General features: G+C 50.0%; 23 protein-coding genes. 8 read left to right on the forward strand and 15 right to left on the reverse strand.

The window, feature by feature from the left end; genetic code table 11:
• Positions 1-17 precede the first annotated feature (17 nt).
• The 6 genes from EDI29_RS02865 to EDI29_RS02890 are packed head-to-tail and all read right to left on the reverse strand — an operon-like array spanning position 18 to position 3950.
• Complete coding sequence (locus tag EDI29_RS02865) at positions 18-551, reverse strand: P-loop nucleotide/nucleoside kinase family protein (RefSeq protein WP_137739639.1); 534 nt, start codon at positions 549-551, stop codon at positions 18-20.
• Positions 548-985 (reverse strand): PTS sugar transporter subunit IIA, encoded by a 438-nt coding sequence (locus tag EDI29_RS02870; RefSeq protein ID WP_137739640.1) that lies wholly within the window; start codon positions 983-985, stop codon positions 548-550. Before EDI29_RS02870 ends, EDI29_RS02865 begins: the two co-directional genes overlap by 4 nt.
• 6 nt (positions 986-991) lie before the next feature.
• Positions 992-1270: a hypothetical protein gene (locus EDI29_RS02875; RefSeq protein WP_137739641.1), complete on the reverse strand. Its 279-nt coding sequence runs from the start codon at positions 1268-1270 to the stop codon at positions 992-994.
• Positions 1271-1314: 44 nt separating this feature from the next.
• Positions 1315-2652 (reverse strand): PTS sugar transporter subunit IIC, encoded by a 1338-nt coding sequence (locus EDI29_RS02880; RefSeq protein ID WP_137739642.1) that lies wholly within the window; start codon positions 2650-2652, stop codon positions 1315-1317.
• Positions 2653-2665: 13 nt separating this feature from the next.
• Positions 2666-2959 carry a PTS sugar transporter subunit IIB gene (locus EDI29_RS02885; RefSeq protein ID WP_137739643.1) on the reverse strand — a complete coding sequence of 98 codons (294 nt, stop codon included), beginning with the start codon at positions 2957-2959 and terminating at the stop codon, positions 2666-2668.
• A gap of 10 nt (positions 2960-2969) precedes the next feature.
• On the reverse strand, positions 2970-3950 hold the full coding sequence (locus EDI29_RS02890) for a 6-phosphofructokinase (RefSeq protein WP_137739928.1): 981 nt from the start codon (positions 3948-3950) through the stop codon (positions 2970-2972).
• 462 nt (positions 3951-4412) lie between these two features.
• On the opposite strand from EDI29_RS02890, the gene EDI29_RS02895 reads away from it, so the two are divergent.
• Complete coding sequence (locus EDI29_RS02895; RefSeq protein ID WP_323639061.1) at positions 4413-5687, forward strand: D-amino acid dehydrogenase; 1275 nt, start codon at positions 4413-4415, stop codon at positions 5685-5687.
• Between the two features lie 22 nt (positions 5688-5709).
• On the opposite strand, the gene EDI29_RS02900 is transcribed toward EDI29_RS02895, so the two are convergent.
• From EDI29_RS02900 to yeaG, 4 genes are all read right to left on the reverse strand, one after another.
• Complete coding sequence (locus EDI29_RS02900; RefSeq protein ID WP_137739645.1) at positions 5710-6909, reverse strand: multidrug effflux MFS transporter; 1200 nt, start codon at positions 6907-6909, stop codon at positions 5710-5712.
• A 197-nt stretch (positions 6910-7106) separates the two neighbouring features.
• The gene (locus tag EDI29_RS02905; protein WP_005968772.1) at positions 7107-7517 is read right to left on the reverse strand and encodes a hemerythrin domain-containing protein; all 411 of its coding nucleotides are present in this window, start codon (positions 7515-7517) and stop codon (positions 7107-7109) included.
• 131 nt (positions 7518-7648) lie between these two features.
• The gene (locus tag EDI29_RS02910) at positions 7649-8923 is read right to left on the reverse strand and encodes a YeaH/YhbH family protein (RefSeq protein WP_137739646.1); all 1275 of its coding nucleotides are present in this window, start codon (positions 8921-8923) and stop codon (positions 7649-7651) included.
• A gap of 36 nt (positions 8924-8959) precedes the next feature.
• Entirely contained in the window at positions 8960-10894 is a 1935-nt protein-coding gene (yeaG, locus tag EDI29_RS02915; protein ID WP_137739647.1) for a protein kinase YeaG, read from the reverse strand.
• A 455-nt stretch (positions 10895-11349) separates the two neighbouring features.
• Between yeaG and EDI29_RS02920 the strand changes: the two genes are divergently transcribed.
• On the forward strand, positions 11350-12099 hold the full coding sequence (locus EDI29_RS02920; protein WP_137739648.1) for a MipA/OmpV family protein: 750 nt from the start codon (positions 11350-11352) through the stop codon (positions 12097-12099).
• Positions 12100-12235: 136 nt separating this feature from the next.
• Positions 12236-13087 carry an aldo/keto reductase gene (locus EDI29_RS02925; RefSeq protein ID WP_137739649.1) on the forward strand — a complete coding sequence of 284 codons (852 nt, stop codon included), beginning with the start codon at positions 12236-12238 and terminating at the stop codon, positions 13085-13087.
• A 75-nt stretch (positions 13088-13162) separates the two neighbouring features.
• On the opposite strand, the gene EDI29_RS02930 is transcribed toward EDI29_RS02925, so the two are convergent.
• Both EDI29_RS02930 and gapA read right to left on the reverse strand, forming a co-directional pair.
• Positions 13163-14032 carry a D-hexose-6-phosphate mutarotase gene (locus tag EDI29_RS02930; protein WP_137739650.1) on the reverse strand — a complete coding sequence of 290 codons (870 nt, stop codon included), beginning with the start codon at positions 14030-14032 and terminating at the stop codon, positions 13163-13165.
• 105 nt (positions 14033-14137) lie between these two features.
• Entirely contained in the window at positions 14138-15133 is a 996-nt protein-coding gene (gene gapA / locus EDI29_RS02935; RefSeq protein WP_167494469.1) for a glyceraldehyde-3-phosphate dehydrogenase, read from the reverse strand.
• A gap of 342 nt (positions 15134-15475) precedes the next feature.
• Between gapA and msrB the strand changes: the two genes are divergently transcribed.
• On the forward strand, positions 15476-15895 hold the full coding sequence (gene msrB, locus EDI29_RS02940) for a peptide-methionine (R)-S-oxide reductase MsrB (protein ID WP_107171105.1): 420 nt from the start codon (positions 15476-15478) through the stop codon (positions 15893-15895).
• Between the two features lie 130 nt (positions 15896-16025).
• Positions 16026-16304 (forward strand): YeaC family protein, encoded by a 279-nt coding sequence (locus EDI29_RS02945; protein ID WP_137739652.1) that lies wholly within the window; start codon positions 16026-16028, stop codon positions 16302-16304.
• Positions 16305-16354: 50 nt separating this feature from the next.
• On the opposite strand, the gene pncA is transcribed toward EDI29_RS02945, so the two are convergent.
• The 3 genes from pncA to sppA all read right to left on the reverse strand — a co-directional run bounded on the left by pncA (position 16355) and on the right by sppA (position 19998).
• Positions 16355-17002 (reverse strand): bifunctional nicotinamidase/pyrazinamidase, encoded by a 648-nt coding sequence (gene pncA, locus EDI29_RS02950; protein ID WP_137739653.1) that lies wholly within the window; start codon positions 17000-17002, stop codon positions 16355-16357.
• 18 nt (positions 17003-17020) lie between these two features.
• On the reverse strand, positions 17021-18040 hold the full coding sequence (gene ansA, locus EDI29_RS02955; RefSeq protein ID WP_137739654.1) for an asparaginase: 1020 nt from the start codon (positions 18038-18040) through the stop codon (positions 17021-17023).
• Positions 18041-18147: 107 nt separating this feature from the next.
• Positions 18148-19998 (reverse strand): signal peptide peptidase SppA, encoded by a 1851-nt coding sequence (gene sppA / locus EDI29_RS02960; protein ID WP_137739655.1) that lies wholly within the window; start codon positions 19996-19998, stop codon positions 18148-18150.
• 268 nt (positions 19999-20266) lie between these two features.
• On the opposite strand from sppA, the gene EDI29_RS02965 reads away from it, so the two are divergent.
• From EDI29_RS02965 to EDI29_RS02975, 3 genes are all read left to right on the forward strand, one after another.
• The gene (locus EDI29_RS02965; RefSeq protein ID WP_107171100.1) at positions 20267-20818 is read left to right on the forward strand and encodes an NAD(P)H nitroreductase; all 552 of its coding nucleotides are present in this window, start codon (positions 20267-20269) and stop codon (positions 20816-20818) included.
• 96 nt (positions 20819-20914) lie between these two features.
• Complete coding sequence (locus tag EDI29_RS02970) at positions 20915-22840, forward strand: DNA topoisomerase III (RefSeq protein WP_137739656.1); 1926 nt, start codon at positions 20915-20917, stop codon at positions 22838-22840.
• Positions 22837-23130: a YnjH family protein gene (locus tag EDI29_RS02975; protein WP_137739657.1), complete on the forward strand. Its 294-nt coding sequence runs from the start codon at positions 22837-22839 to the stop codon at positions 23128-23130. The genes EDI29_RS02970 and EDI29_RS02975 overlap by 4 nt, the downstream gene beginning before the upstream one ends.
• Positions 23131-23216 lie beyond the last annotated feature (86 nt).

A 23216-nucleotide genomic window follows, 5' to 3' on the forward strand; every position in this document is an offset into this window, starting at 1 on the left:
TTAATGTAAATAAGCGATTAATCCAGGTGTGTTTTGATCCATTGAATTAATTCCTGATGATTAATTTCCTTATCCTGATCAACCGTGTAACACGTTCCAATACACATTGGTTGAGCTTGATGCGCGAGTGAAATTAACTCTGGGAGATACTCATCACCGGGGTGACCCTTTATTCTTTGATTCATTCTATTTTGATACCGTTCCACAACTCGGTCAGGTGAAATAGCATTCCATATTTCAAGCGGATGCTTGACACCACACGACGTCAGATAGTCCTGTAATATCGATTTTTCACGGAACCCGAACCAGGCATCAAGTATGAAAATACTATTCTCTGGAGCCTGTCTAACGATATTAAACATCGCCTGATACGCGGCATAGCCCAGCTTTCTATTTAACGTTCTATCAATGACATCGCAGAACTGCATCATGAATGGCTCTTTTATTTCATCCAGGCTTAACCGTGGGAGATGCAATTCGTCAGCAATAATACGTGCTACCGTGCTTTTCCCTGATGCGGGGATGCCATTGACTAAAATAAGTGTTTTCATAATACCCCGACAATATCATCTGCTGTGGTGGCACATCGGATACGAGAGAGTATGTCGTCCTGTTCTAATAGGTTGACGATGGAGGCGATACCTTCCGTAATATGTGCATCACTGTTAACCCCGCCAAACATAATTAAAATATCCACCGGTTCACTTCCGTGAATAGAGAGCGGTGTCTGTAACGTCAGTAAACTAAAACAATTCTCCCGAACGCCGCACTCAGGGCGCGCATGAGGAATAGCGATACCTTCATCAAATACATAATAAGGACCGTATTCCTTCGTGTTTTCTATCACCGCGATGGGATACGCCTTCGTAATACATCCCGCACTGATTAATGGCTGTGCGGCACAATAAATAGCGTCTTCCCAGGTCTTACATGTCACGCCGAGCTGAATACAATTGTGCTGCAAAAGGAAATTTTTTATGCTCATAAAGCCTCATATATTTTTCCGAATGATATTCCTGAGTTCATCTATCTGAATGAAAATAGTATCAACGCGATCCCGATAGTTAGGATGGGAAGAAAATAATTGAATGGCCTGGTTGTATTTAATTATTAGCATTTTTTGCGTTTCACTATGGGTCGGGTCTTGTGCTAAACGAGATTCAAGTTCCGCTAATTCTTCCTCAATTTCCCCGACGCGGTTGTCCTCTGTATTATCACGGCGGCAGGAAGAGGAGGCCGGCGATAAAAAACGTTTAAGTAGAGAAAACATAGTGACTCCTTAAGCTATTTTCATAATGACGACAGGCCAGTACACTATTGCGATAGTTTACGGTTCGCAATAAAAGCAATGAATGCCACGAACGCGATAAATGCGGCGACAAATAACCAATCTTGCTGGAAGGCGTGTCCTAATATTAGTCCTGTACCAATGACATCAGAATCACTGAAGGTCACGCCGGTAAAGCCGAAGACTTCCAGTAACGGCACCAGAATAGCGGGCAATAAGGTAATGAAAAGACCATGAACGACACCGCCGATAATTGCGCCACGCCGTCCTCCCATCGCGTTACCGAAAATACCCGCTGTTCCGCCCGCAAAGAAGTTGGTCAATAAGCCCGGCAAAATCATCGCCAATCCAAACATCGGGAAGATCAGCATTCCCAGAATGGAACCGACGGTGGTAGCGAGAAACCCGACAATCACGGCGTTCGGCGCATAAGGGAAGAGCACAGGGCAATCCAATGCGGGTTTAGCGTTAGGCACCAGACGCATGGCGATCCCTCGAAAGGCGGGAACCAGCTCATTAAGCAGCAGACGTACACCGCTGTAGAGAACGAAAACGCCCGCGACAAACTGCATGGATTGCATGAAGGAATACATCAGATAGTTGACGCCATTGGCATATTGCGCGATGTATGTCGGTCCCGCAGCCACGGCAGGGATGAGATACATCGGCACCATGACGACGGCCATCGAGAGGTAAGTATCCTGCAAGAATTTGAAGTTATCGGGCAGCGTTAAATCTTCGGTGGATTTGGAATTTTTACCGACGACCCGAGCGACGGCCGCCTGCACCAGATATCCGATGGTACAAAAATGTCCTAGCGCAACATCATCGGAATTTGTGATTTTACGGACAATCGGCTGCGCCAACGCAGGCATCAACACCGCCATAATGCCGCCAAAGATTCCTCCGGTGAGGATCAGCGTCGCGCCGGTCAAACCCGATTTATAGCCGATCACAGTACCGATTGTAGCCATCCACAGCAGAGCCTGTCCCGTCAGGAAGATATATTTAAAGGGGGTAATTCGCGCAATCAGGATATTGACGGCAAAGATCACCATCAGCGTCAATGCGACTTCGGACCCAAGTTCGCGGTTTGCCAAGCCCGCGATGGCGGCGACGTCGGTGATGTAGCCTTTCATACCGAAACCGTGGGTAAAGATGCTGTTTAAGTACGTCAGGGCATCGACGATAATGTTAATCCCCGCCATCATGATGAGGAAACCCAGCAGTGTCTTGAATGTACCTTCTGCAATTTTCCCTACCGACTTCTTCTGTAAAATCAACCCGATCATGGCGATCAGCGCGATTAATATCGATGCCTGGCCTAATAAATCTTTCACAATGAAATTAATAACGGTGTTCATTTTTCACCTCATACTATTTATGCGCCTGGATGTAGGCTAAAATTTTTTCTTCTATTTCATCTTTGTCGGTAAGCTTATTAAGAATGATGACTCTTTTTTTCTCATCTTCACTGGCATCGCTATTCAGGATGTCAGCAAATATTTTCTGGGTTAGAATGATGTCATAATTGAAGGCTGAGGCTTCTGAAATGGTGGTGTGATTGATTTCTGCATCAATTCCCAATTTTTTCAGTACGGATTTCGCGCTCATTTCGATAGCGAAACTAGAACCTAATCCACAACCGCAAACGCAAAGTACTTTCAACATAATCATGGCCTCATATAAGGTGATGCGCTTTCGCGAGCTTATAAAAATGACTGTCGACATCAACTAAGCGTCGTTCGGAATCCTCCAGGTCAATAGGGATGGCTTTATTGTTATTATTAATAATGATAATTTTATTGGTCAGGCCGGCGTTAATGCATCTGACCATTTCCTCTGCTAACAGTGTGCCCTGAATAATTTCTTCCCCGGTGGGCGCGCCATTTCGTAAACCGTATCCTAAAATGGTTTTTCGGATGCGGATGCCAACCTTATGCTCAATTTTCTTGATAATCGTGTCTATCGCCCCCTGAAAGCCAGGCGTATATTCCTGAGTGTATCCCTCAGAACATAAAATAATTACGCTATTTTGTTCGGCGATTTTCTCCCGAATACGTTGCGATAAGGTGTCAATGTTCCACGGTGATTCTGGAATGAGTGCGATATCGGCGTTGCTTTTTAATGCCGCCTGTAATGTTAACTCACCGCAATAACCGCCGAGTAATTCAATCATAAAGACTCGTCCCTGTAATCCCCGGCCGGTATTGCGTAATTTCTCCACTTCACTCATTACCTGCTCGCAGGCAGTAGAAAAACCAATCGTATAGCTGTTTCCTGAAATATCATTGTCGATGGTCATTCCTACACCGTAACAATGAATGCCATAGTGGCTTAACCTTTTTAGAAATTGAAATGAACCATCACCTCCAGCCATAATGAGCACATCGAGTTTTTGTTTTTGGATGTTTTTAACGATGTGCTCATAGTCTGTTTTTCTACATTTTCCATTTTTTCTCCCTGATGCAATCAGCGGCATTGATGAAATGGAGTAATCCACCAGATCTCGACGAGTGAGAGTTTTACAGCAATTATCGATAAGGCCATTAATTCCACCATCGAAAATGACGATGTCAGCGGCAGTCATTCGATTCACCTGATAGATGAAGTTATTTATTCCGCTAACGTCGCCGCCGCTAATGACTAATCCAATTTTCATCATCGCCCTCGAAAAATATGAATAACCATCGTGTGAACACAATGTTATTAAACTGATAAGGCGTTTTTTTGATGGATGTCGCAATTTTGTATTTAATTACGCGAGGGTATGTCTTGACAGCGATATTGTTGCCTTTATTTGTGTGATGCTAGTCATGATTTAAAAATAAGCAACCTGACTAACGTGTTAATTAAATTGGGATTTAACATTTTTATCTTTTTTATTGTTCCTTCTCTTTTTTGCGAAAAAACGAAAGCGTATTTTGTGAATGGTTTCACAGTTATTTCGTTACGATTTCAGTGAAGAATCGACGAGACGAAAAGATAACAATAGATAAATGTTATCACTGAGGCAGGTGACAATTGCTTCCCAAATGCTAGAGTAGTCTTCAGTTTCACCTTTTAACTAGTGTTTTATTCCAGTAAATGAGTGATTCATTAGCAGATTAAATGGTCTTTAACGGTGCAAAGGGAGAGTAGTCGCATGCGGGTTGTGATTCTGGGAAGTGGTGTAGTTGGCGTAAGTACCGCCTGGTATCTTGCGCAGGCAGGGCATGATGTCACCGTTATCGACAGGCAACCGGAGCCCGCGCTTGAAACCAGTGCAGCGAATGCAGGGCAGATCTCACCCGGCTATGCGGCACCGTGGGCTGCACCTGGAATACCGCTGAAAGCGATAAAATGGATGTTCCAGCGTCATGCACCGCTGGCTATCCGGCCGGATTTCACGGCGACACAGCTTTGCTGGATGTGGCAAATGTTACTCAACTGTGATGCGCGCCACTATAAAACCAATAAAGCCCGGATGGTGCGCCTGGCGGAATACAGCCGTGACTGCCTGCAACAACTGCGGCGAGATACCGGTATCCAGTACGAAGGTCGACAGGGGGGAACGCTGCAACTGTTCCGCACTGAACAGCAATATGACAATGCGACACGGGATATTGCCGTGCTGGAAGAGGCTGGCGTGCCTTACCAACTGTTGACCCGACAGGCGCTAGCCTCGGTTGAACCTGCGCTGGCGAGCGTGGCGGATAAACTCACCGGAGGGCTGCGGTTACCGCATGATGAAACGGGAGACTGCCAGCTGTTTACTCGTCAACTGGCGGCGATGGCTACCGAGGCCGGTGTCACCTTCAAGCTGGGGCGTCACGTTCGTCAACTGCGAGTTGAAGGGCATCATGTCACGGGCGTGCAGTGCGACGATGGCATGATTGTGGCAGATGCCTATGTGATGGCCTGCGGTTCCTATTCAACAGGGCTACTGCGCCAGTGGTTCGATATTCCGGTTTATCCGTTGAAAGGCTATTCACTGACAATTCCGCTGGCGGATGATGCCGCCGCACCGGTTTCTACCGTGCTGGATGAAACGTACAAAGTTGCTATCACACGTTTTGACCATCGTATTCGCGTTGGTGGCATGGCGGAAGTGGTGGGTTTTAACACCGATCTGAACCTTAAACGGCGCGAGACGCTGGAAATGGTGGTGCGCGATCTCTATCCCCATTGTGGTCCGATCGAACAAGCGACATTCTGGACAGGGCTGCGCCCGATGACGCCGGACGGTACGCCGCTGGTGGGGCGTTCACCGCTGAAAAATCTGTATCTGAATACCGGACACGGCACGTTAGGCTGGACGATGGCCTGCGGGTCAGGGAAATTATTGGCAGATATTCTGTCGGATAAATCACCGGAGATTGAAGCCGATGATTTATCCGTGGAAAGGTATGTTCGTTAGTTTTGAACTAATTAGTTTTAAACTACGTGCGGGGCAGCGACGTAATGCTGCCCTTGTGGTGCCGCGTGAGCAGGCGGGCGCGTATCGCCAACAGGGCGGCACAGAGCATCACCAGCGCCAGTGATATTTTTGACGGCAGAGGGAGCGCCATCGCAATCAGCCCCAGCGCTGCACCGCCTGCCATCTGCACAAATCCTACCATCGCCGAGGCAATTCCCGCCTCGTTAGAATAAGGCTCCAGCGCATAGCTGGTGGATGGCCCGATCAAAAATGCCAGACCGGCACAGGCCAGCGCGACGGGCAGCATGTAGGTTGGCCAGGTGTCTTGCATCGCCTCAGGCAAGAGCGCGACACCGCCGAGCAGCGAAAGAAAACCCGCCCCCATCAGCAGGCTACCGATAGCCAGACAACGTGGTCTACCGACTTTGCGGATAATACGATTCGCGAAGAAGCTGACCAGCATGATCCAAAAGCCGTTCGCACCGAAGGCAATGGAAAACTCAAGCGGTGTGAGCTGTGCCTGATTCATTAACACCACAGGTGAAAAGGTGACATAGGTTAATGCCATCCCCATTGCGCCCGCATTGACTGACGCGAAGCCCAGAAAGTGGCGATCGGATAACAGGCGTGCATATTGGCGCAGCGGCAAGCCGTGTACGGGCAAGGTTGAATCCGGCCGTGTTTCGGGCAGGAAGCGGATCACGATGGCCAGTACCAGAATGCTGTAGCCTGCGAGGAACCAGAAAGGGGCACGCCAGCCGAAGGCCTCGGCTAAAAGCCCACCGAATAGCGGTGCCAGCGCGGGTACAATATTCAGCGTTCCGTTAAGAAAACCATAGGTTCTGGCGGCATCATCGCCGTTTAGTTTGTCACGCACGCTGCTGAAAATGGCAACGGCGGTACAGCAGACGGCCATGCCCTGGAAAAGGCGTGAGAGAATGAATAGCGTGGCGTCGGTGGCCAGTGCCGCCATGATCGCCCCAATGATGTAGATGACGACACCTGCCAGCGCCATTGGACGTCGACCATACTTATCAACCAGTGGTCCAGCCAAAAGCTGTCCTAATCCCATAACCAAAATAAAGAGGGCGACGGTGGATTGGATCAGCGATTCTGGGCTGTTCAGCGCCACGGCGATGGCGGGAATAAGCGGTAAGTAAATGTCGATGCCCAGAGGGCCGAGTAGAACCAGAGTCAGTAAAATCAGAACAAATCGTTGCATAACAAAACAGAAATCTATGTTTTATGGGTCTGACAGGGTAATGCGCACGCTAGCGGAAAGGAAGCGTTATATTCGTGACGGTGTCACAAAGTTGTGGCGGAAAATGAGCTTATGTGTTCGGTCGCAGGCGGTCATTAACAGGGGGAGTGTCCTATGTCAGACATTCTCCACCCTTTAGTCAGGCGTACTTAATGTGCCTAGGCTGTTTCAATGCGGGGGTAAAAATCGTGATTCTCCCGCTGCATACGCTCATAGACTTTACGCAAGACGTGATTCGCGTCAGCCCGGAAATCCCTATCATGACCCACTAACTGTGAAGCTGTATTCCAGCGGCGGGAAAAGGCATCGTAATCTGCGGCAATGGTTTGCATTTCATCCTGATAATGCTGGCTCATTTTCGTTAACTGTTCATCACCGCTGCGTTGCAGAGAAGGGTAAAGCACGCGATCTTCCGCAGAAAGATGTAGTTTGATCGTCGAGCTCATGGCGACAATGGCGCGGGCGATGTCAGTGGCGTTCTCCGTTACGCCTTCTCGCGATAGCCGACGCAGGGTGTCAATGCTTGCGAGTATTTCAGTATGCTGGTGTTTGAATTTATCAATATTCATGAGCGATTCTCTGTGCAGGTATAATGCTATTTATAATACATGTATTTTAAATGCATGTTTATAGAAAAATGCCCACAGAGATAAAATCAGCCAGCTAACTGTTAACAGATAACTGGCCGATTGAGAGGTAGCTAATGCCCTACGGTTTGTTTACGGAAGAGTTCACGGAAGACAGGGTAAATATCATCCTGATCGCGGATATGTTGCATGGCGAAATTGTCGAACGTATCGCGCAGCGTTTCATATTCTCGCCAGAGCGTCTGGTGTGAACGTCGGGTGATTTCAATATAGCTGTAGTAACGCACCATCGGCAGAAGCTGATTCGCCAGAATCTGGTGACACAGCGGTGAATCATCCGCCCAGTTATCGCCGTCCGACGCCTGTGCGGCGTAGATATTCCACTGTGACGGATCGTAGCGCTCGCGCACGACGTCCTCCATCAGCTTTAGCGCACTGGAGACAATGGTGCCGCCGGTTTCCTGTGAGTAGAAGAACTCCTGTTCATCGACCTCTTTCGCCTGGGTGTGGTGGCGAATATAGACAACGTCAACGTTTTTGTAATTTCTGCTGAGGAACAGATACAGCAAAATATAAAAGCGTTTCGCCATGTCTTTCGTCGACTGATCCATAGAACCAGACACGTCCATCAAACAGAACATTACGGCCTGGCTCGATGGCTCGGCTCGACGCTCGTAATTCTTGTAGCGCAGGTCAAACGTATCGATAAAAGGTACGCGTGCGATTTTCTGGCGCAGCTCGGCGATGTCCTGCCGTAATCGTTCCTCCTCCAGCAATTGTGCTGGTTCGGTGTGCGCCAATTGCTCTAACGACTCTTCCAACTCATGCAACGTGCGACGTTTACCCGCTGTCATCGCCATACGGCGTGCCAGCGAGTTTTGTAGTGAACGCACGACACTGATATTGGCAGGAACGCCGTTAGCGGTGTAGCCGGCGCGATGCGTTTTGTATTCGGTCATTTGCCGATGCTGGGTCTTCTTCAGATTCGGCAGCGCCAGATCTTCAAACAGCAGATCCAGATATTCATCTTTGGAGATCTGAAAGACAAACCCATCCTCGCCTTCGCCGTCTTTACTGGCATCCCCCTGACCGGAACCACCGCTGCCACCTCCTTGTGGCCGCTCGATTTTGTCATTCTGTACGAAGTGATCGTTGCCGGGGTGGACGCGGTGGCGGCGTCCTCCACGACCCTGATGGAACATCGGTTCGTTGATGTCTGCATTGGGGATCGACACCGACTCCCCGCTTTCGATGTCGGTCACCGAACGCTTATTAATGGCCTCGGAAATCGACTGTTTTATTTGCGACTTATAGCGGCGCAGAAAGCGTTGGCGGTTCACCGTGCTTTTGTTTTTGCCGTTCAGTCGTCGGTCAATAAAATAGGCCATGTTTCCCCCAAACGCTGTTGCCAGCATCGTGCGTCATTATGATGATTTCCTCACCCGCAGATACCATTCGCACAGCAAACGTACCTGTTTCCGGGTATAGCCTTTCTCCATCATGCGATCGACGAAGTCATCATGCTTTTTCTGTTCATCCGTTGAGGTTTTGGTATTAAACGAAATCACAGGCAACAGCTCTTCCGTGTTGGAGAACATCTTCTTCTCGATAACCGTGCGCAGTTTCTCGTAGCTGGTCCAGTTTGGATTCCTGCCGCTATTGCTGGCACGGGCGCGCAGGACAAAGTTGACGATCTCGTTACGGAAGTCTTTAGGGTTACTGATACCCGCAGGTTTCTCGATCTTTTCCAGCTCGGCGTTCAACGACTCACGGTCAAACAACTGGCCAGTATCTGGATCACGGTACTCCTGATCCTGAATCCAGAAGTCCGCATAGGTAACATAACGGTCAAAAATATTCTGGCCGTATTCGGAATAGGATTCGAGATAGGCTGTCTGGATCTCTTTACCGATAAATTCGGCGTACTTCGGCGTCAGATAGCCTTTCAGGTGTTCCAGATACTTCTCTGCCAACTCCTGTGGGAATTGCTCACGCTCGATCTGCTGTTCCAGTACGTAGAACAGGTGTACCGGGTTGGCGGCGACTTCGCTGTGATCGAAGTTAAAGACGCGCGACAGAATCTTGAACGCAAAGCGGGTCGACAGACCGTTCATCCCTTCATCCACGCCCGCATAGTCGCGGTACTCCTGATAGGATTTCGCTTTTGGATCGGTATCTTTCAGGCTTTCCCCGTCGTAAACCCGCATCTTAGAGTAAATGCTGGAGTTTTCCGGATCTTTCAGACGCGACAGAATGGAGAAGCGAGCCAACGTTTCCAGCGTGCCGGGGGCGCAAGGCGCATGTGTCAGCTCGCTGTGATCCAGCAGTTTGTCGTAGATTTTGACCTCTTCGGATACGCGCAGGCAGTATGGCACCTTCACGATATACACGCGGTCAAGAAACGCTTCATTGTTCTTGTTGTTACGGAATTGCACCCACTCGGACTCGTTGGAGTGCGCCAGAATAATCCCGTTAAACGGCAGGGCAGCAATGCCTTCCGTCCCGTTATAGTTGCCTTCCTGTGTTGCAGTCAGCAGCGGGTGGAGCACTTTGATGGGAGCCTTGAACATCTCCACGAACTCCATAATGCCTTGGTTCGCGCGGCACAATGCACCGGAGTAACCATAGGCATCGGGATCGTTCTGGGCAAAATGTTCCAGCTTGCGGATATCGACTTTACCGACCAGCGCTGAAATATCCTGATTGTTCTCATCGCCCGGTTCGGTTTTCGCGATCCCGATTTGCGCTAGAATGGATGGCCACACTTTGACGACTCTGAATTTGGAAATGTCGCCACCAAACTCCTGCAAGCGTTTGGCAGCCCACGGCGACATGATGGTGCCAAGGTAGCGTCGCGGAATCGTATACTCTTTCTCGAGTATTGCGGCATCTTCCTGCGGATTGAACAGGCAGAGAGGGTGGTCATTTACCGGGCTGCGTTCACCGTTGGCGCTGAGGATGTAAATGGGCACACGCTGCATTAGTGCTTTCAAGCGTTCAGCCAGCGAAGATTTCCCGCCACCGACTGGCCCCAACAGATACAGAATCTGTTTTTTTTCCTCCAATCCCTGCGCAGCGTGCTTCAGGTAAGAGACAATCTGTTCGATAGCCTCTTCCATACCGTAAAATTCTTCAAAAGCAGGGTAGCGGGCAATCACCCGGTTCGAAAATAAGCGTGACATTCGTGATTCTTGGGCGGTATCCACCATTACAGGCTCACCGATAGCCGTTAACAATCGTTCAGCCGCGTTCGCATAAGCATTGCGATCCTGCTGACAGATAGTAAGGAATTCCTGCAGAGTGAACTCTTCGTCCTTGGCAGCGTCGTAGCGCTGGCGGTAGTGATCAAATATGTTCATAGCGATGCCCGTCCTTCGTCGATTAGCACAGATTAAGAGAGCGTGTGGAATATATGCCTATTAATATATTGCCCTCCGAAAGAAGAAATCTCCTGAGTCCAGCAACCCTTATGCCAACTTGTAGCGTCAGGGCGTCGTGATTTTATTCATTCCCACTGGTCAGGAAGACGTCACCTTCTGTATTAAAGCGTAGTTTGCATCCGTAAAATTTCCTCTAGTCCACGGACGTATTTTTAAGATATTTCAAGGACTCACTTTCAGGAAAATCTGTGTAACATTATAGAGAATGGGCGCTCAGCCTTAAGGACACTGCCTATTACCGACGTTAGCGCACGTAAAACCTATCGAATAGTTAGGTTATTCGTTAATGTTATTTTTATATAACCTGAATGCGAACGTGTGTAATTGGCCTATCATGTTTCATGATATCTATCTGTAATAGGAAATAGAAAACTGTGAAAAAACCTCAACTATGTATGCTGGCCGCACTGGTTTCTGGTGCCGTGCTCCTGCCTTCAGCCTATGCCGCAGATGTCTCTCTGGGCCTTGGCGCTGCGGGTTCAACGTCTGTGTATCGTGGTGTTGATAATGATGTTTATCCGCTTCCTGTACTGAATTATGAAAGTGAAAGTTTTTATTTCCGCGGGCTGGGTGGTGGATACTACCTGTGGAATGACGGCGCAAATCGTTTCTCTTTAACGGCGTACTACCTGCCTTTAGGGTTTAAGCCGGGAGATAGCGACGATCTGCGTATGAAGCAGTTGGACAAACGTCGCGGTACGCTGATGGCGGGTGCCGCTTATCGTCATACCGCCGACTGGGGTGAAATCCGTACCGTGCTGGCCGGGGATACGCTGGATTACAGCAACGGCTTCGCGTGGGACACCGCCTATCTTTACCGTTTCTCAATGGGCGATCTGAGCATCACTCCCGGTATCGGTGCGACCTGGTTCAGTGAAAACATGAACCAATATTACTACGGCGTGAGTGCGCAAGAATCTTCGCGTTCTGGATTTAACCAGTACAGCCCGGGTGATGGCTGGGCTCCGTATCTTGAACTGAGCGCGGGCTATCAGATTAACCAAAGCTGGAGCGCCTGGGCCGTGGGCCGTTACACGCGTTTGTCTGACGAAATGAAAGACAGCCCGATTGTTGATAGTAACCACAGCATCTTAATGAGCGCAGGCGTTAGCTATCGCTTCTAACGCTTTTCGTAAGCATCGTGCATCTGCCGTACAGTAATGGGGTGATATCACCCCATTTGCACATTTATGGTGCACCGAATGCCATGTTAGGTTTGACGGCAAACTGGTTACGTTGACGGTATAACAAGGAGGACTCGTGACAAAAGCGATTCGTTTTCCAGATAACACCCGCGTACCGGCGATCGGTCAGGGAACGTGGTACATGGGCGAAGATGCCCGCATGAAAACGCAGGAAGTGACGGCGCTGCAAGCGGGCATCGACCTTGGGTTAACGTTGATTGATACCGCCGAAATGTATGCGGAAGGCAGGGCGGAGGACGTAGTCGGCGAAGCAATACGCGGCCGCCGTGACAGCGTTTATCTGGTCTCGAAAGTCTACCCGCACAATGCGGGAGGCGAAAAGGCGATACAGGCGTGTGAACGCAGCCTGAAGCGACTGAAAACCGAGCGTCTTGATTTGTATCTGCTGCACTGGCGTGGCGGCATCCCGTTAGTTGATACGATTGCCGCAATGGAACGACTACAGCAGGCGGGCAAAATCGGTCAGTGGGGCGTGTCCAATCTCGACCTTGAGGATATGCAGGAGCTGTGGTTGTTAAATGGCGGACCGCATTGCATGACCAATCAAGTGCTTTACCATCTGGCCTCGCGCGGTATTGAGTTTGATTTGTTACCGTGGTGTCAGCAACAGCAGCTGCCCGTGATGGCATATTGCCCGCTGGCGCAGGCGGGGCGCTTGCGTGAGGGATTATTCTCGCATCCGGTGGTAAACCGCATTGCGCGTGAACATAACATCACGTCTGCTCAACTTTTACTGGCGTGGGTGATTCGCCAGCCGGGCGTGATCGCAATTCCAAAAGCCAGTTCTGTAAAGCATGTGCAGGAAAATGCGAAAGCGCTGGACGTGCAGTTATCTGCGGAAGATATCGCGCAGTTAGCTCAGGCGTTTCCACCGCCAACGCGCAAACAGCATCTGGATGTGGTATAGCGGAAGATAAAGCATTTGCAGAAGAAGTGTATGGCGGTTTCGCCATACACCCATATAGCTACGTTATAGCCGTAGTTATTTCTTGATGCGGATAACCGTCGTCAGACGAGCCGGAGCGTTGGTGGACGCGACAAACGGCTGATTAATTCGCGCGGTTTCTACGCAAACGAACGTTTTATATCCTTCATCGGTCATGTCACTAATCGTACGAGACAGTTCTGCGCCAGGGTTCCATGACACCACATCGCTATGGTGTGTGTGGTGTACTTCAATAGCGCGTTTCAGTACTGCATCATGTACCACGCTGGTGTCCTGCGGTTGGGTATAGATACGGTCTGTACGGTCAGTAAAGACTAAATCGCCTTGCTGCGTTGCCAGCTTTCCCTGATCCACTTTATCGATGAATGATTCACCCAGACCGGCAATGCGAATATCGCTGATGTCGCCGATGTTGAAATAGGTGTGCAGCGCGCTGGTGATGCTGTAATCGCCATGCGCTTCCAGCTCAATACCGCACTCTTTGCCCAGCTTGAAACGGGCGATGAGTGTGAACTCGTGTGGCCAGCTTTTACGCGTTTCTTCATTGTCCCGCAGCGTGAATGTGAGTTGCACGCCGTGCTCATCTTCGCTGTGAGCGGTAAACTCCCAGGGCAGCAAACGAGCAAAGCCATGATTAGGTTCGGCGAAAGGGCCAAACCACGGGAAACAGATCGGGACGCCGCCGCGAATGGCAACGTGCTGAGTAAAAGGCGTATTGTCGCTCAGCCAAAGTACGGGTTCTTCATTCGTCGGTTGCCAACTGAGCAGGTGAGCCCCTTGTAATGCTACGGCTGCACGAACTTCAGGATGATCGACGACGATGACGGGTAATTGATCCAACTGACGTTGGCTAAGGGTGGTGCTAATTTGCTTAGTGACGGGGAGCGAGAAAATTGTGTTATGCATGATAGAACCTTTTTTGATTGTTTTTCGTTGTAAAAGAAATCTGCAATAAACAATAAAAAAGGGCGACATCACGTCGCCCTTTTTTCACCGAATCATCGCTGACACTTATTTAGAAATGTGAGCAATCAGATCCAGAACCTTGTTTGAGTAACCTGTTTCGTTGTCGTACCAGGAAACCAGTTTCACAAAGTTGTCGCTCAGTGCGATACCGGCTTTAGCATCAAACACGGAAGTCAGTTTTTCACCGTTGAAATCGGTAGAAACCACTTCGTCTTCGGTGTAACCCAGAACGCCTTTCAGCTCGCCTTCAGAAGCGGCTTTGATAGCTGCGCAGATTTCTTTGTAAGACGCTGGTTTTTCCAGACGTGCAGTCAGGTCAACAACAGACACGTTCGGGGTAGGAACGCGGAACGCCATACCAGTCAGTTTGCCGTTCAGCTCAGGAATCACTTTACCTACTGCTTTAGCTGCACCGGTAGAAGATGGGATGATGTTCTGTGCTGCGCCACGGCCGCCGCGCCAGTCTTTGTGAGACGGGCCATCAACGGTTTTCTGCGTTGCAGTGGTTGCGTGAACGGTGGTCATCAGTGCTTCAACGATACCGAAGTTGTCGTTGATAACTTTTGCCAACGGCGCCAGGCAGTTAGTGGTACAAGAAGCGTTAGAAACGATTTCCTGACCTGCGTAAGTTTTGTGGTTTACGCCCATAACGAACATTGGGGTGTCATCTTTAGATGGACCAGTCAGAACGACTTTCTTAGCGCCAGCAGCGATGTGCTTACGTGCAGTTTCGTCAGTCAGGAACAGGCCAGTTGCTTCAGCAACAACATCAACGTTGACTTCATTCCACTTCAGGTTTGCAGGATCACGCTCTGCGGTAACACGAATGGTTTTGCCGTTAACAACCAGGTGGCCATCTTTAACTTCAACGGTGCCGTTGAAACGACCATGAGTTGAGTCGTACTTCAGCATATACGCCATGTAATCAGCATCTAACAGGTCGTTGATTGCAACGATCTCGATGTCAGAACGCTCTTGTGCAGCGCGGAAAACAATACGGCCGATACGGCCAAAACCGTTGATACCTACTTTGATAGTCATATATTCCACCAGCTATTGGTTTGTGAATAAAAGGTTGGTTGTAAAATTACAAAAACCTTGCTGAGCGTCAAGCGGAATCGTGTCAATAGTTGCTGTAAGTCAAACCTATGACCAAACTTTGTGCGAAAACCGCTCGAGCCTGTAACTAAGTAACATCTAAGACTGATATGGGGGCGGAATGCATCATATAAAGCCCGTGTCATTTCAATATGTGATGTGTGTCACAATTAAATATTCATGCTAATAACATTGCTAATATTAAGCCAGAACGACCTGTTAGGTTGTTAATTTTTTGTTATAATCAATGATTAATTGAATAAATAACACCGCAGTGAGACTTCCATGACTAACGACTCTGCTTCGCACACTTCGTCCGACAATACTGAACTGACAGAGATGCAGCGCTATGTCACCCAGCAACGCGGTACTGAGCCTGCGTTTTCAGGTAAATTGCTGCATAACAAGCGCACAGGCGCTTATCACTGTCTGTGCTGCCAGGCTCCGCTGTTTTATTCTGACAGTAAATATGATTCTGGTTGTGGCTGGCCGAGCTTCGATCAGCCCGTGTCCTCAGAAGCGATTCGCTATCTGGAAGATGATTCACACAACATGCGCCGTATTGAGATCCGCTGCGGGCAGTGTGATGCACATCTGGGGCACGTTTTCCCTGATGGTCCAAAAACCACTGGCGAACGCTACTGCGTGAATTCTGCTTCGTTGAGCTTTATCGATGACGTTGATGGCGAACGCGTTGACGGGTAATCTGTTTGCGATAGGTGTGACAGTGACTGGTAATGATGTCTGGCTTTAAACGATTCAGCTGTTATAAAACGCTGCCAGCACAGGAATCCAGTAATAATAAATCTGACCTTTCTCGGAGCAGAAACCGGATATGGAACTCAATGATCTGATCGACGCCATGACGCCAGAAATTTATCAGCGGTTAGTCACGGCGGTAGAGCTGGGCAAATGGCCAGACGGTGTTGCGTTGACCGCTGAACAGAAAGAAAACTGCCTGCAAATGGTGATGATGTGGCAGGCTCGCCATAATGAGCAGGCTGAGCACATGACCATTGGCACCAATGGTGAAATTGTGATGAAGAGCAAACAAGAGCTGAAGCGCCAGTTTAACGGTGCTGAGGCGATCGTTACGCTGAAGCCTGATGCTTAAAATATCAGCGGCAGCCTCGGTGGCCGCCGCTATTCTCCCTGCTGGTGGTTTCAGCGATCGGCAGACAGCGTTGCAAGAAACTGTGTCATATCGATAAGCGTTGCCCCACGCTGTACCATTTCCTGCAATGCGAATGTGCTATCGTCGGGCGAAAGATTGACACCACGACAGCCATCCACCAGGACTTCTGTGTGATATCCCAAGGCGATGGCATCCCATACGCTAAATTTGACGCAATAGTCGGTCGCCAGACCCAGAATGGTTAAATGGGTAATATGGTGAGCGCGTAGCCAATCATCTAATTCAGTTTTAACCCGATGACCGTTATCGAAAAAAGTGCTGTAGCTATCGATGTCAGGCTGTGTGCCTTTTTGTACTATCCACTGAATAGCGGACAGTTGGAGCGCTGGATGAAAATCGGCACCCGTCGTCCCCTGAACACAATGGATGGGCCACCAGATTTGCGGCCATCCGTTTAATTCACCGATTTCACCGACTACCGCCTGTTCACTCACGGCAAAGCAGCCGTGGTTATTTGGGTGCCAGTCCTGGCTGGCAATCACCGTAACGCCTGCGGCTACACAGGCATCAATGGCACGATTAGCAACCTCAAGTACCTGATCGCTTTCGTTAACCGTCAGTGCACCGCCAGGGAAGAAATCATTTTGTAAATCAACTAATAGCAATGCTTTTTTCATTATTTACTCCGTGATTGCTCAATCTTTATCGCTCAATTCCCCATGCAGGTTCTGCTGCATTAAACGGCGAATATCATCGGCGCTTAAGTCTTGCTGGCTCAATAAGTAATGCAGTTTGGTTAATGCTGCTTCAACGGTCATGTCAAAGCCACTAATGACACCCGCCTGCGCCAGCGCGTTGCCTGTTGCATAGCCGCCCATATTCACACGCCCGGAAATACACTGAGTCAGGTTAACGACCACAATGCCGCGGGCCGAAGCTTCACGTAATTCGCGCAGTAGTCCAGGGCTTTGCGGCGCGTTGCCGACGCCATAGGAGCGTAAGATAAGTGCTTTCACCGGCTGCCGGAGGAAATTGCTGATGACATCGGCAGAAATGCCGGGATAAATCGTAATCACCCCAATAGGCTGCGGCGTAATGTGGTGGACTTTCAGCGGTGGACAGTGGCTGCATTCCACGGTGGGTGCCAGCCGACGAATATGGATACCGGCTTCCAGCAGCGGTGGATAATTAGGGGATGCAAAGGCATCAAAACCATCCGCATGGGCTTTGGTCGTGCGATTACCGCGCAAGAGCTTGTTATTGAAGAAGAGGGCGACTTCATTAATGGGATGATTAGCCGCTACGTATAGCGCGTTCAATAGGTTCGTCTGGCCGTCCGAGCGCAATTCCGCAAGTGGTATTTGTGACCCTGTCACGATAACCGGTTTGGCAAGATTCTCCAGCATAAATGAGAGCGCAGAGGCGGTGAACGCCATCGTGTCTGTGCCATGCAAAATGACGAAACCGTCGTAATCATCGTAGTGGGCTTGAATATCGTCCGCGATGGATTGCCAATCCGCTGGCGTCATGTCAGACGAATCGATCAGCGGGTCATATTCATGAATCGTGAACGACGGCATTTCTTCGCGGTGGAATTCAGGCATGTTTGCCAGTTGCTGCTGTAAATGGCCCGATACTGGGACATAGCCATTCGCGGAACGCTGCATACCGATGGTGCCGCCCGTATAAGCGACATAAATGGATTTCTTTCGCATGGTGGTGTGAGTCAGGATCAAAACAAGAGTATAGAGGGAAAAGCAGCCCGGTAATACTATCATAAGCAATGACTATTACCGGGCTAGACTTGAGATTTGTCTAAACGCTACCGGACTTCTCCGCAGGTGAGACAAAATGCGTATCGGTTCTGCGGGTCGTTCAGGTTATTCATGATGGACGGCTGTGAACGCATGGCTTCCGCCAGCTGCGCCACCGGTGCTGGCAACATGGACTGGACAGCAACCGGCAGCAGGGCGTAAACGGAAGCGTTCACCTGATTCAACATGGTATCGAGCAGGCTCGGCTGTTCGGCATACCAGTTCAATTGATATTGTCCCAGTTTAGCCAACTCTGCGGCCTTCTTCACGGCGTCATCAAAATCACCGATCTGATCGACCAGACCATTCTCTTTTGCGTCGCTACCGACCCAGACGTGACCTTGCGCGATCTGATCGATTTGCTCCGGCGTTTTCTTACGTGCCTGCGCCACGATATCGATGAAATTCTTATAACCGCGTTCGATACTCAACTGCATCATCTGTGAGAACTCAGGCGGCAATGACTTCGTGATCGACAGATCGGCCAGCGGAGAGGTGGCAACGCCGTCCGTATGGACGCCAAGACTTTCCAGCGAATCTTCGAACGTGGTAATCACGCCAAAAATACCGATAGAACCGGTCAGTGTACTGGCACTGGAGATGATCGCGTTCGCGGGCGTTGAGATCCAATAACCGCCGGATGCCGCCATTCCCCCCATAGAGACCACGATCGGTTTACCTGCCAGACGGAGTGCCATCAATTCTGATCGAATTAGCTCTGACGCAGTGACGCTACCCCCGGGGCTATTGACGCGCAGTACCAGCGCTTTAACTTTAGGATCGAGGCGTGCGGCACGAATTTGTGCTGCTGTGGTATCACCACCGACCATCCCCGGCGTTTCCGGCCCATCAATGATGGCACCATTAGCAAAGACAACCGCGATCTGGTTATTGTTTTGCACCGGTGGTTTGACGACATAGTCGTAGATACTGATGAAATTAAAGTGGTTCTTCTGGCTATTCCAACCGAACGCTTTAACCAGCGACTGCTCGATCACAGAACGCGAGGCGACTTCATCAACCAGCTTGTTATCCAGCGCATAGCGGGCGGTATCGCCCTGAACGGCCTGCAAGCCCGCCAGAATGCTGGTTGCACCTGGGAAAAGTTGCTGAGGCGTAATCTGGCGGTTAGCGGAAACGGTGTTTAAATACTGCTGCCACAGGGCGTTAATCCAGCGGCTATCGGCATCGCGCGCAGCAGGGGACATATCGTCACGCAGATACGGCTCAACGGCTGATTTATAGGTTCCCACACGGAAGATATTGGTGGTCACTTTCAGCTTGTCGAGCATGGATTTGAAGTAGAGATTGTTGGTTGCAAAACCATGCAGATCTACACTGCCTTGTGGCGTCAATGACACCGTATTGGCAAAACTGGCCAAATAATATTGAGACTGGTTGTAGCTATCGCCGACGGCATAAATCGGTTTACCGCTATCGCGAAATTCGCGCAGCGCCTTACCGATATACTGCATAGAGGGTTGATCGGCACCGGTAAAGTCGCTGAGATCCAGCACGATCCCCGTGATGTTGTCGTCACTTTTTGCCTGACGAATGCTGTCGACGATATCAAACAGTGAGTTTTCCTGGCGACGATTATTGGATGCGCCGAAGAACTCGCGCCCTAATTGACGCAGTTTGTTATTGACGGAGGGTTGATCAACCACCACACCGGTTAGATCGACCAGCAATGCCCCTTTTGTGGCCTCTTCTGGCGTTGTTTTTACCTGCGAGTAGATCCCAACGCCAACTAAAATCAGTGCAATAAGGAAAATATTGAGAATAAATTCTCTGATGAAATTAAGCAGACGCCATGTCCACTTAAAAAATCCGCTAAAAATTCGCCACAATGTGCGCATGATATCTCCATGAACGGGTAAACAGCGTGTGCCCTACGTCCTTCAACTTGCCTTCTGGCAAGTGGTGAAGCACAAGGAGTGATAGTATCCTAATGAGCGAACAGTAAAAAGTCAGCATTAAATCACCGCTGTGGGGCGCGCTGTTGGGGCTATCTTGTAACAAAACTTCTACTTGTGCTAACGTGGCGCGCAACGTTGCTCTACAACCGTTTCTTGTAGATAAATCGGTTGTACCGCAGAAATTATATTGCCAGACAGGAGATATGCGATGGATGCTCTTGAGTTGCTATTGAATCGTCGTTCGGCCTCGCGCCTGACCGCGCCAGCACCGACGGGTGATGCATTGAATAACATTATCCACGCAGGTATGCGTGCGCCGGATCATGGTGCGATGCAGCCATGGCGTTTTTTTATGATCGAAAATGACGGTTTGGATCGTTTTAGTACGGTACTGACCCGTGCGGCGCAGCAGGAAGGCCTGGATGAGGCTGGCATCGATAAAGCTCGTCAGGCGCCTTATCGCGCGCCACTGATTATTACCGTTGTTGCTCATTGTGAAGAGAACCCGAAAGTGCCGCTCTGGGAGCAAATTGTTTCCGCAGGCTGTGCGGTTCAAGCGATGCAGATGGCTGCCTTGGCGCAGGGCTTTAATGGTATCTGGCGTAGCGGCGCCTGGACGCACAATGCTTTGGTACGTGAAGCATTCCACTGCCGCGAGCAGGATGAAATTGTGGGCTTCCTCTATCTGGGTACACCACAGCTCAAAGCCTCTACTACGGTTACGCCGCTGGATACTGACGCGTTTGTTCACTACTTCTGATCGTCATCTTTTGAATAGTATCGATTTCCTACCCGTTTTACAGCGTGCTTTCCCGCGGGTTACGCGGGAAATGCCCAGTCTGCTTGATGGTGAATAATGCGACTTTTTATTGCCGAAAAGCCCAGTCTTGCACGGGCGATTGCAGACGTGTTACCCAAACCGCATCGACGCGGTGATGGCTTTATTGCCTGTGGTCAGAATGATGTTGTGACGTGGTGCGTAGGACACCTGCTGGAGCAGGCGCAGCCGGATGTTTATGATGCGCGCTATGCTCGCTGGTCTCTTGCCGACTTACCTATCATTCCCCAAAAATGGTTGTTACAACCGCGCCCCTCGGTTAGCAAACAGCTCAATACCATAAAAAAGTTGTTGAATGATGCCAGCGAAGTCATTCACGCGGGAGACCCCGATCGTGAAGGACAACTGCTGGTTGATGAAGTACTGGAATATCTTTCTCTGGCAGAAGAGAAACGCCAGCAGGTACGTCGTTGTCTGGTTAACGATCTCAACCCACAGGCGGTAGAACGTGCGGTTTCTCGTCTGCGTGAGAACAGAGAGTTCATTCCTTTATGTGTCTCGGCCTTGGCTCGCTCCCGTGCTGATTGGCTCTACGGCATTAACATGACCCGCGCCTATACGATTTTAGGGCGCAATGCGGGTTATGACGGCGTGCTGTCGGTTGGTCGTGTGCAAACGCCCGTGCTGGGACTGGTGGTGCGGCGAGATGAAGAGATAGAAAACTTCGTTTCCAAAGACTATTTTGAAGTTAAAGCCCATATCGTGACGCCAGCCGATGAGCGTTTTGTCGCTATTTGGCAGCCCAGTGAATCTTGCGAGCCTTATCAGGATGAAGAAGGGCGATTGCTGCATCGATCTTTGGCGGATCATGTCGTCAAACGTATCGAAGGCCAGCCCGCATTCGTCACCAGCTATAATGACAAACGAGAGTCAGAAACCGCGCCGCTGCCTTATTCGCTCTCAACGCTCCAGATTGAAGCGGCGAAGCGTTTTGGACTAAGTGCGCAGCAGGTGCTGGACGTCTGTCAGAAGCTGTATGAAACCCATAAGTTGATCACGTACCCGCGTTCTGACTGTCGTTATCTGCCCGAAGAGCATTTTGCCGGGCGTCATGCCGTCTTCAATGCGATCGCCGTGCATCAGCCCGATCTGTTGCCGCAGCCAGTAATGGATGTCGATCGGCGTAACCGCTGCTGGGACGATGGAAAGGTTGATGCTCACCATGCGATTATTCCCACCGCGCGCAGTGCAAGTGCCTCGCTGACGGAGAATGAACGCAAGGTATATGGTTTAGTTGCGCGGCAGTACATTATGCAGTTCTGCCCGGACGCGGTGTTTCGCAAATGTGTCATTGAATTGGATATTGCGGGCGGTAAATTTATTGCCAAAGCGAGGTTTCTCGCTGAGGCGGGTTGGCGTACCTTGTTAGGTGGCAGAGAGCGGGACGAAGAAAACGAAGGTATGCCGTTGCCCGTGGTGGCAAAGGGCGATGAATTGCTGTGTGAACGCGGTGAGGTCGTTGAGCGTCAAACTCAACCGCCGCGGCCTTTTACCGATGCGACGCTGTTATCAGCGATGACGGGCATCGCACGCTTTGTGCAGGATAAGGAACTGAAGAAAATCCTGCGGGCGACCGATGGTTTAGGCACAGAGGCGACGCGTGCGGGGATTATCGAATTATTGTTTAAGCGGACATTTCTGTTTAAGAAATCTCGGTATATTCACGCGAGTGAAGCAGGGCGAGCATTAATTCACTCACTGCCTGATAGTGCGGCGCACCCCGATATGACTGCACATTGGGAAGCCACGTTGACGCAGATTAGCGAGAAGAAATGCCGCTATCAGGATTTTATGCAACCGCTGACGAACTCCTTGCAGGCGTTGATCCAGCAAGCGAAACAAAACGGCGCAGTAAGAGCGTTCAAAGGGCTTTCTGCGCCGCCGTCGGGGGCCTCAAAACGGCGCAAACCTCAGGCTAAAAAAGCGAAGGAGCAGAAGCAATGAAATCATTAGTGTCTTTGTGTTTCGCCAGTGTGATGCTGGTGCTGCCTACGCTGGTGCAGGCTAATCGTGGCGGAACGGATATTGTCGTTCCCGTTCCACCGGAAGTGTGGGGCGCTGGAACGACGACGGTACGCGAGCAGAACAATAACTGCCTGCGCTGCTGTGTGTATGAAAACCGTAATTATTCCGAAGGTGCCGTGGTAAAGGTTGAAGGGGTGATTCTGCAATGTGTGCGGGACAAGCAAACGCTGGGAACAAACAACCTGATATGGCAACTGGTGAAGCAATAAACGTGAAGTGAGAAAATACGAGTTTCAATGCTCAACACGGCAATCGATCGTAATCACCGCGGTGGCTTTTCCGCACCGCGGTGATT

This window comes from Pectobacterium polonicum (assembly GCF_005497185.1).
Lineage (GTDB): Bacteria > Pseudomonadota > Gammaproteobacteria > Enterobacterales > Enterobacteriaceae > Pectobacterium > Pectobacterium polonicum.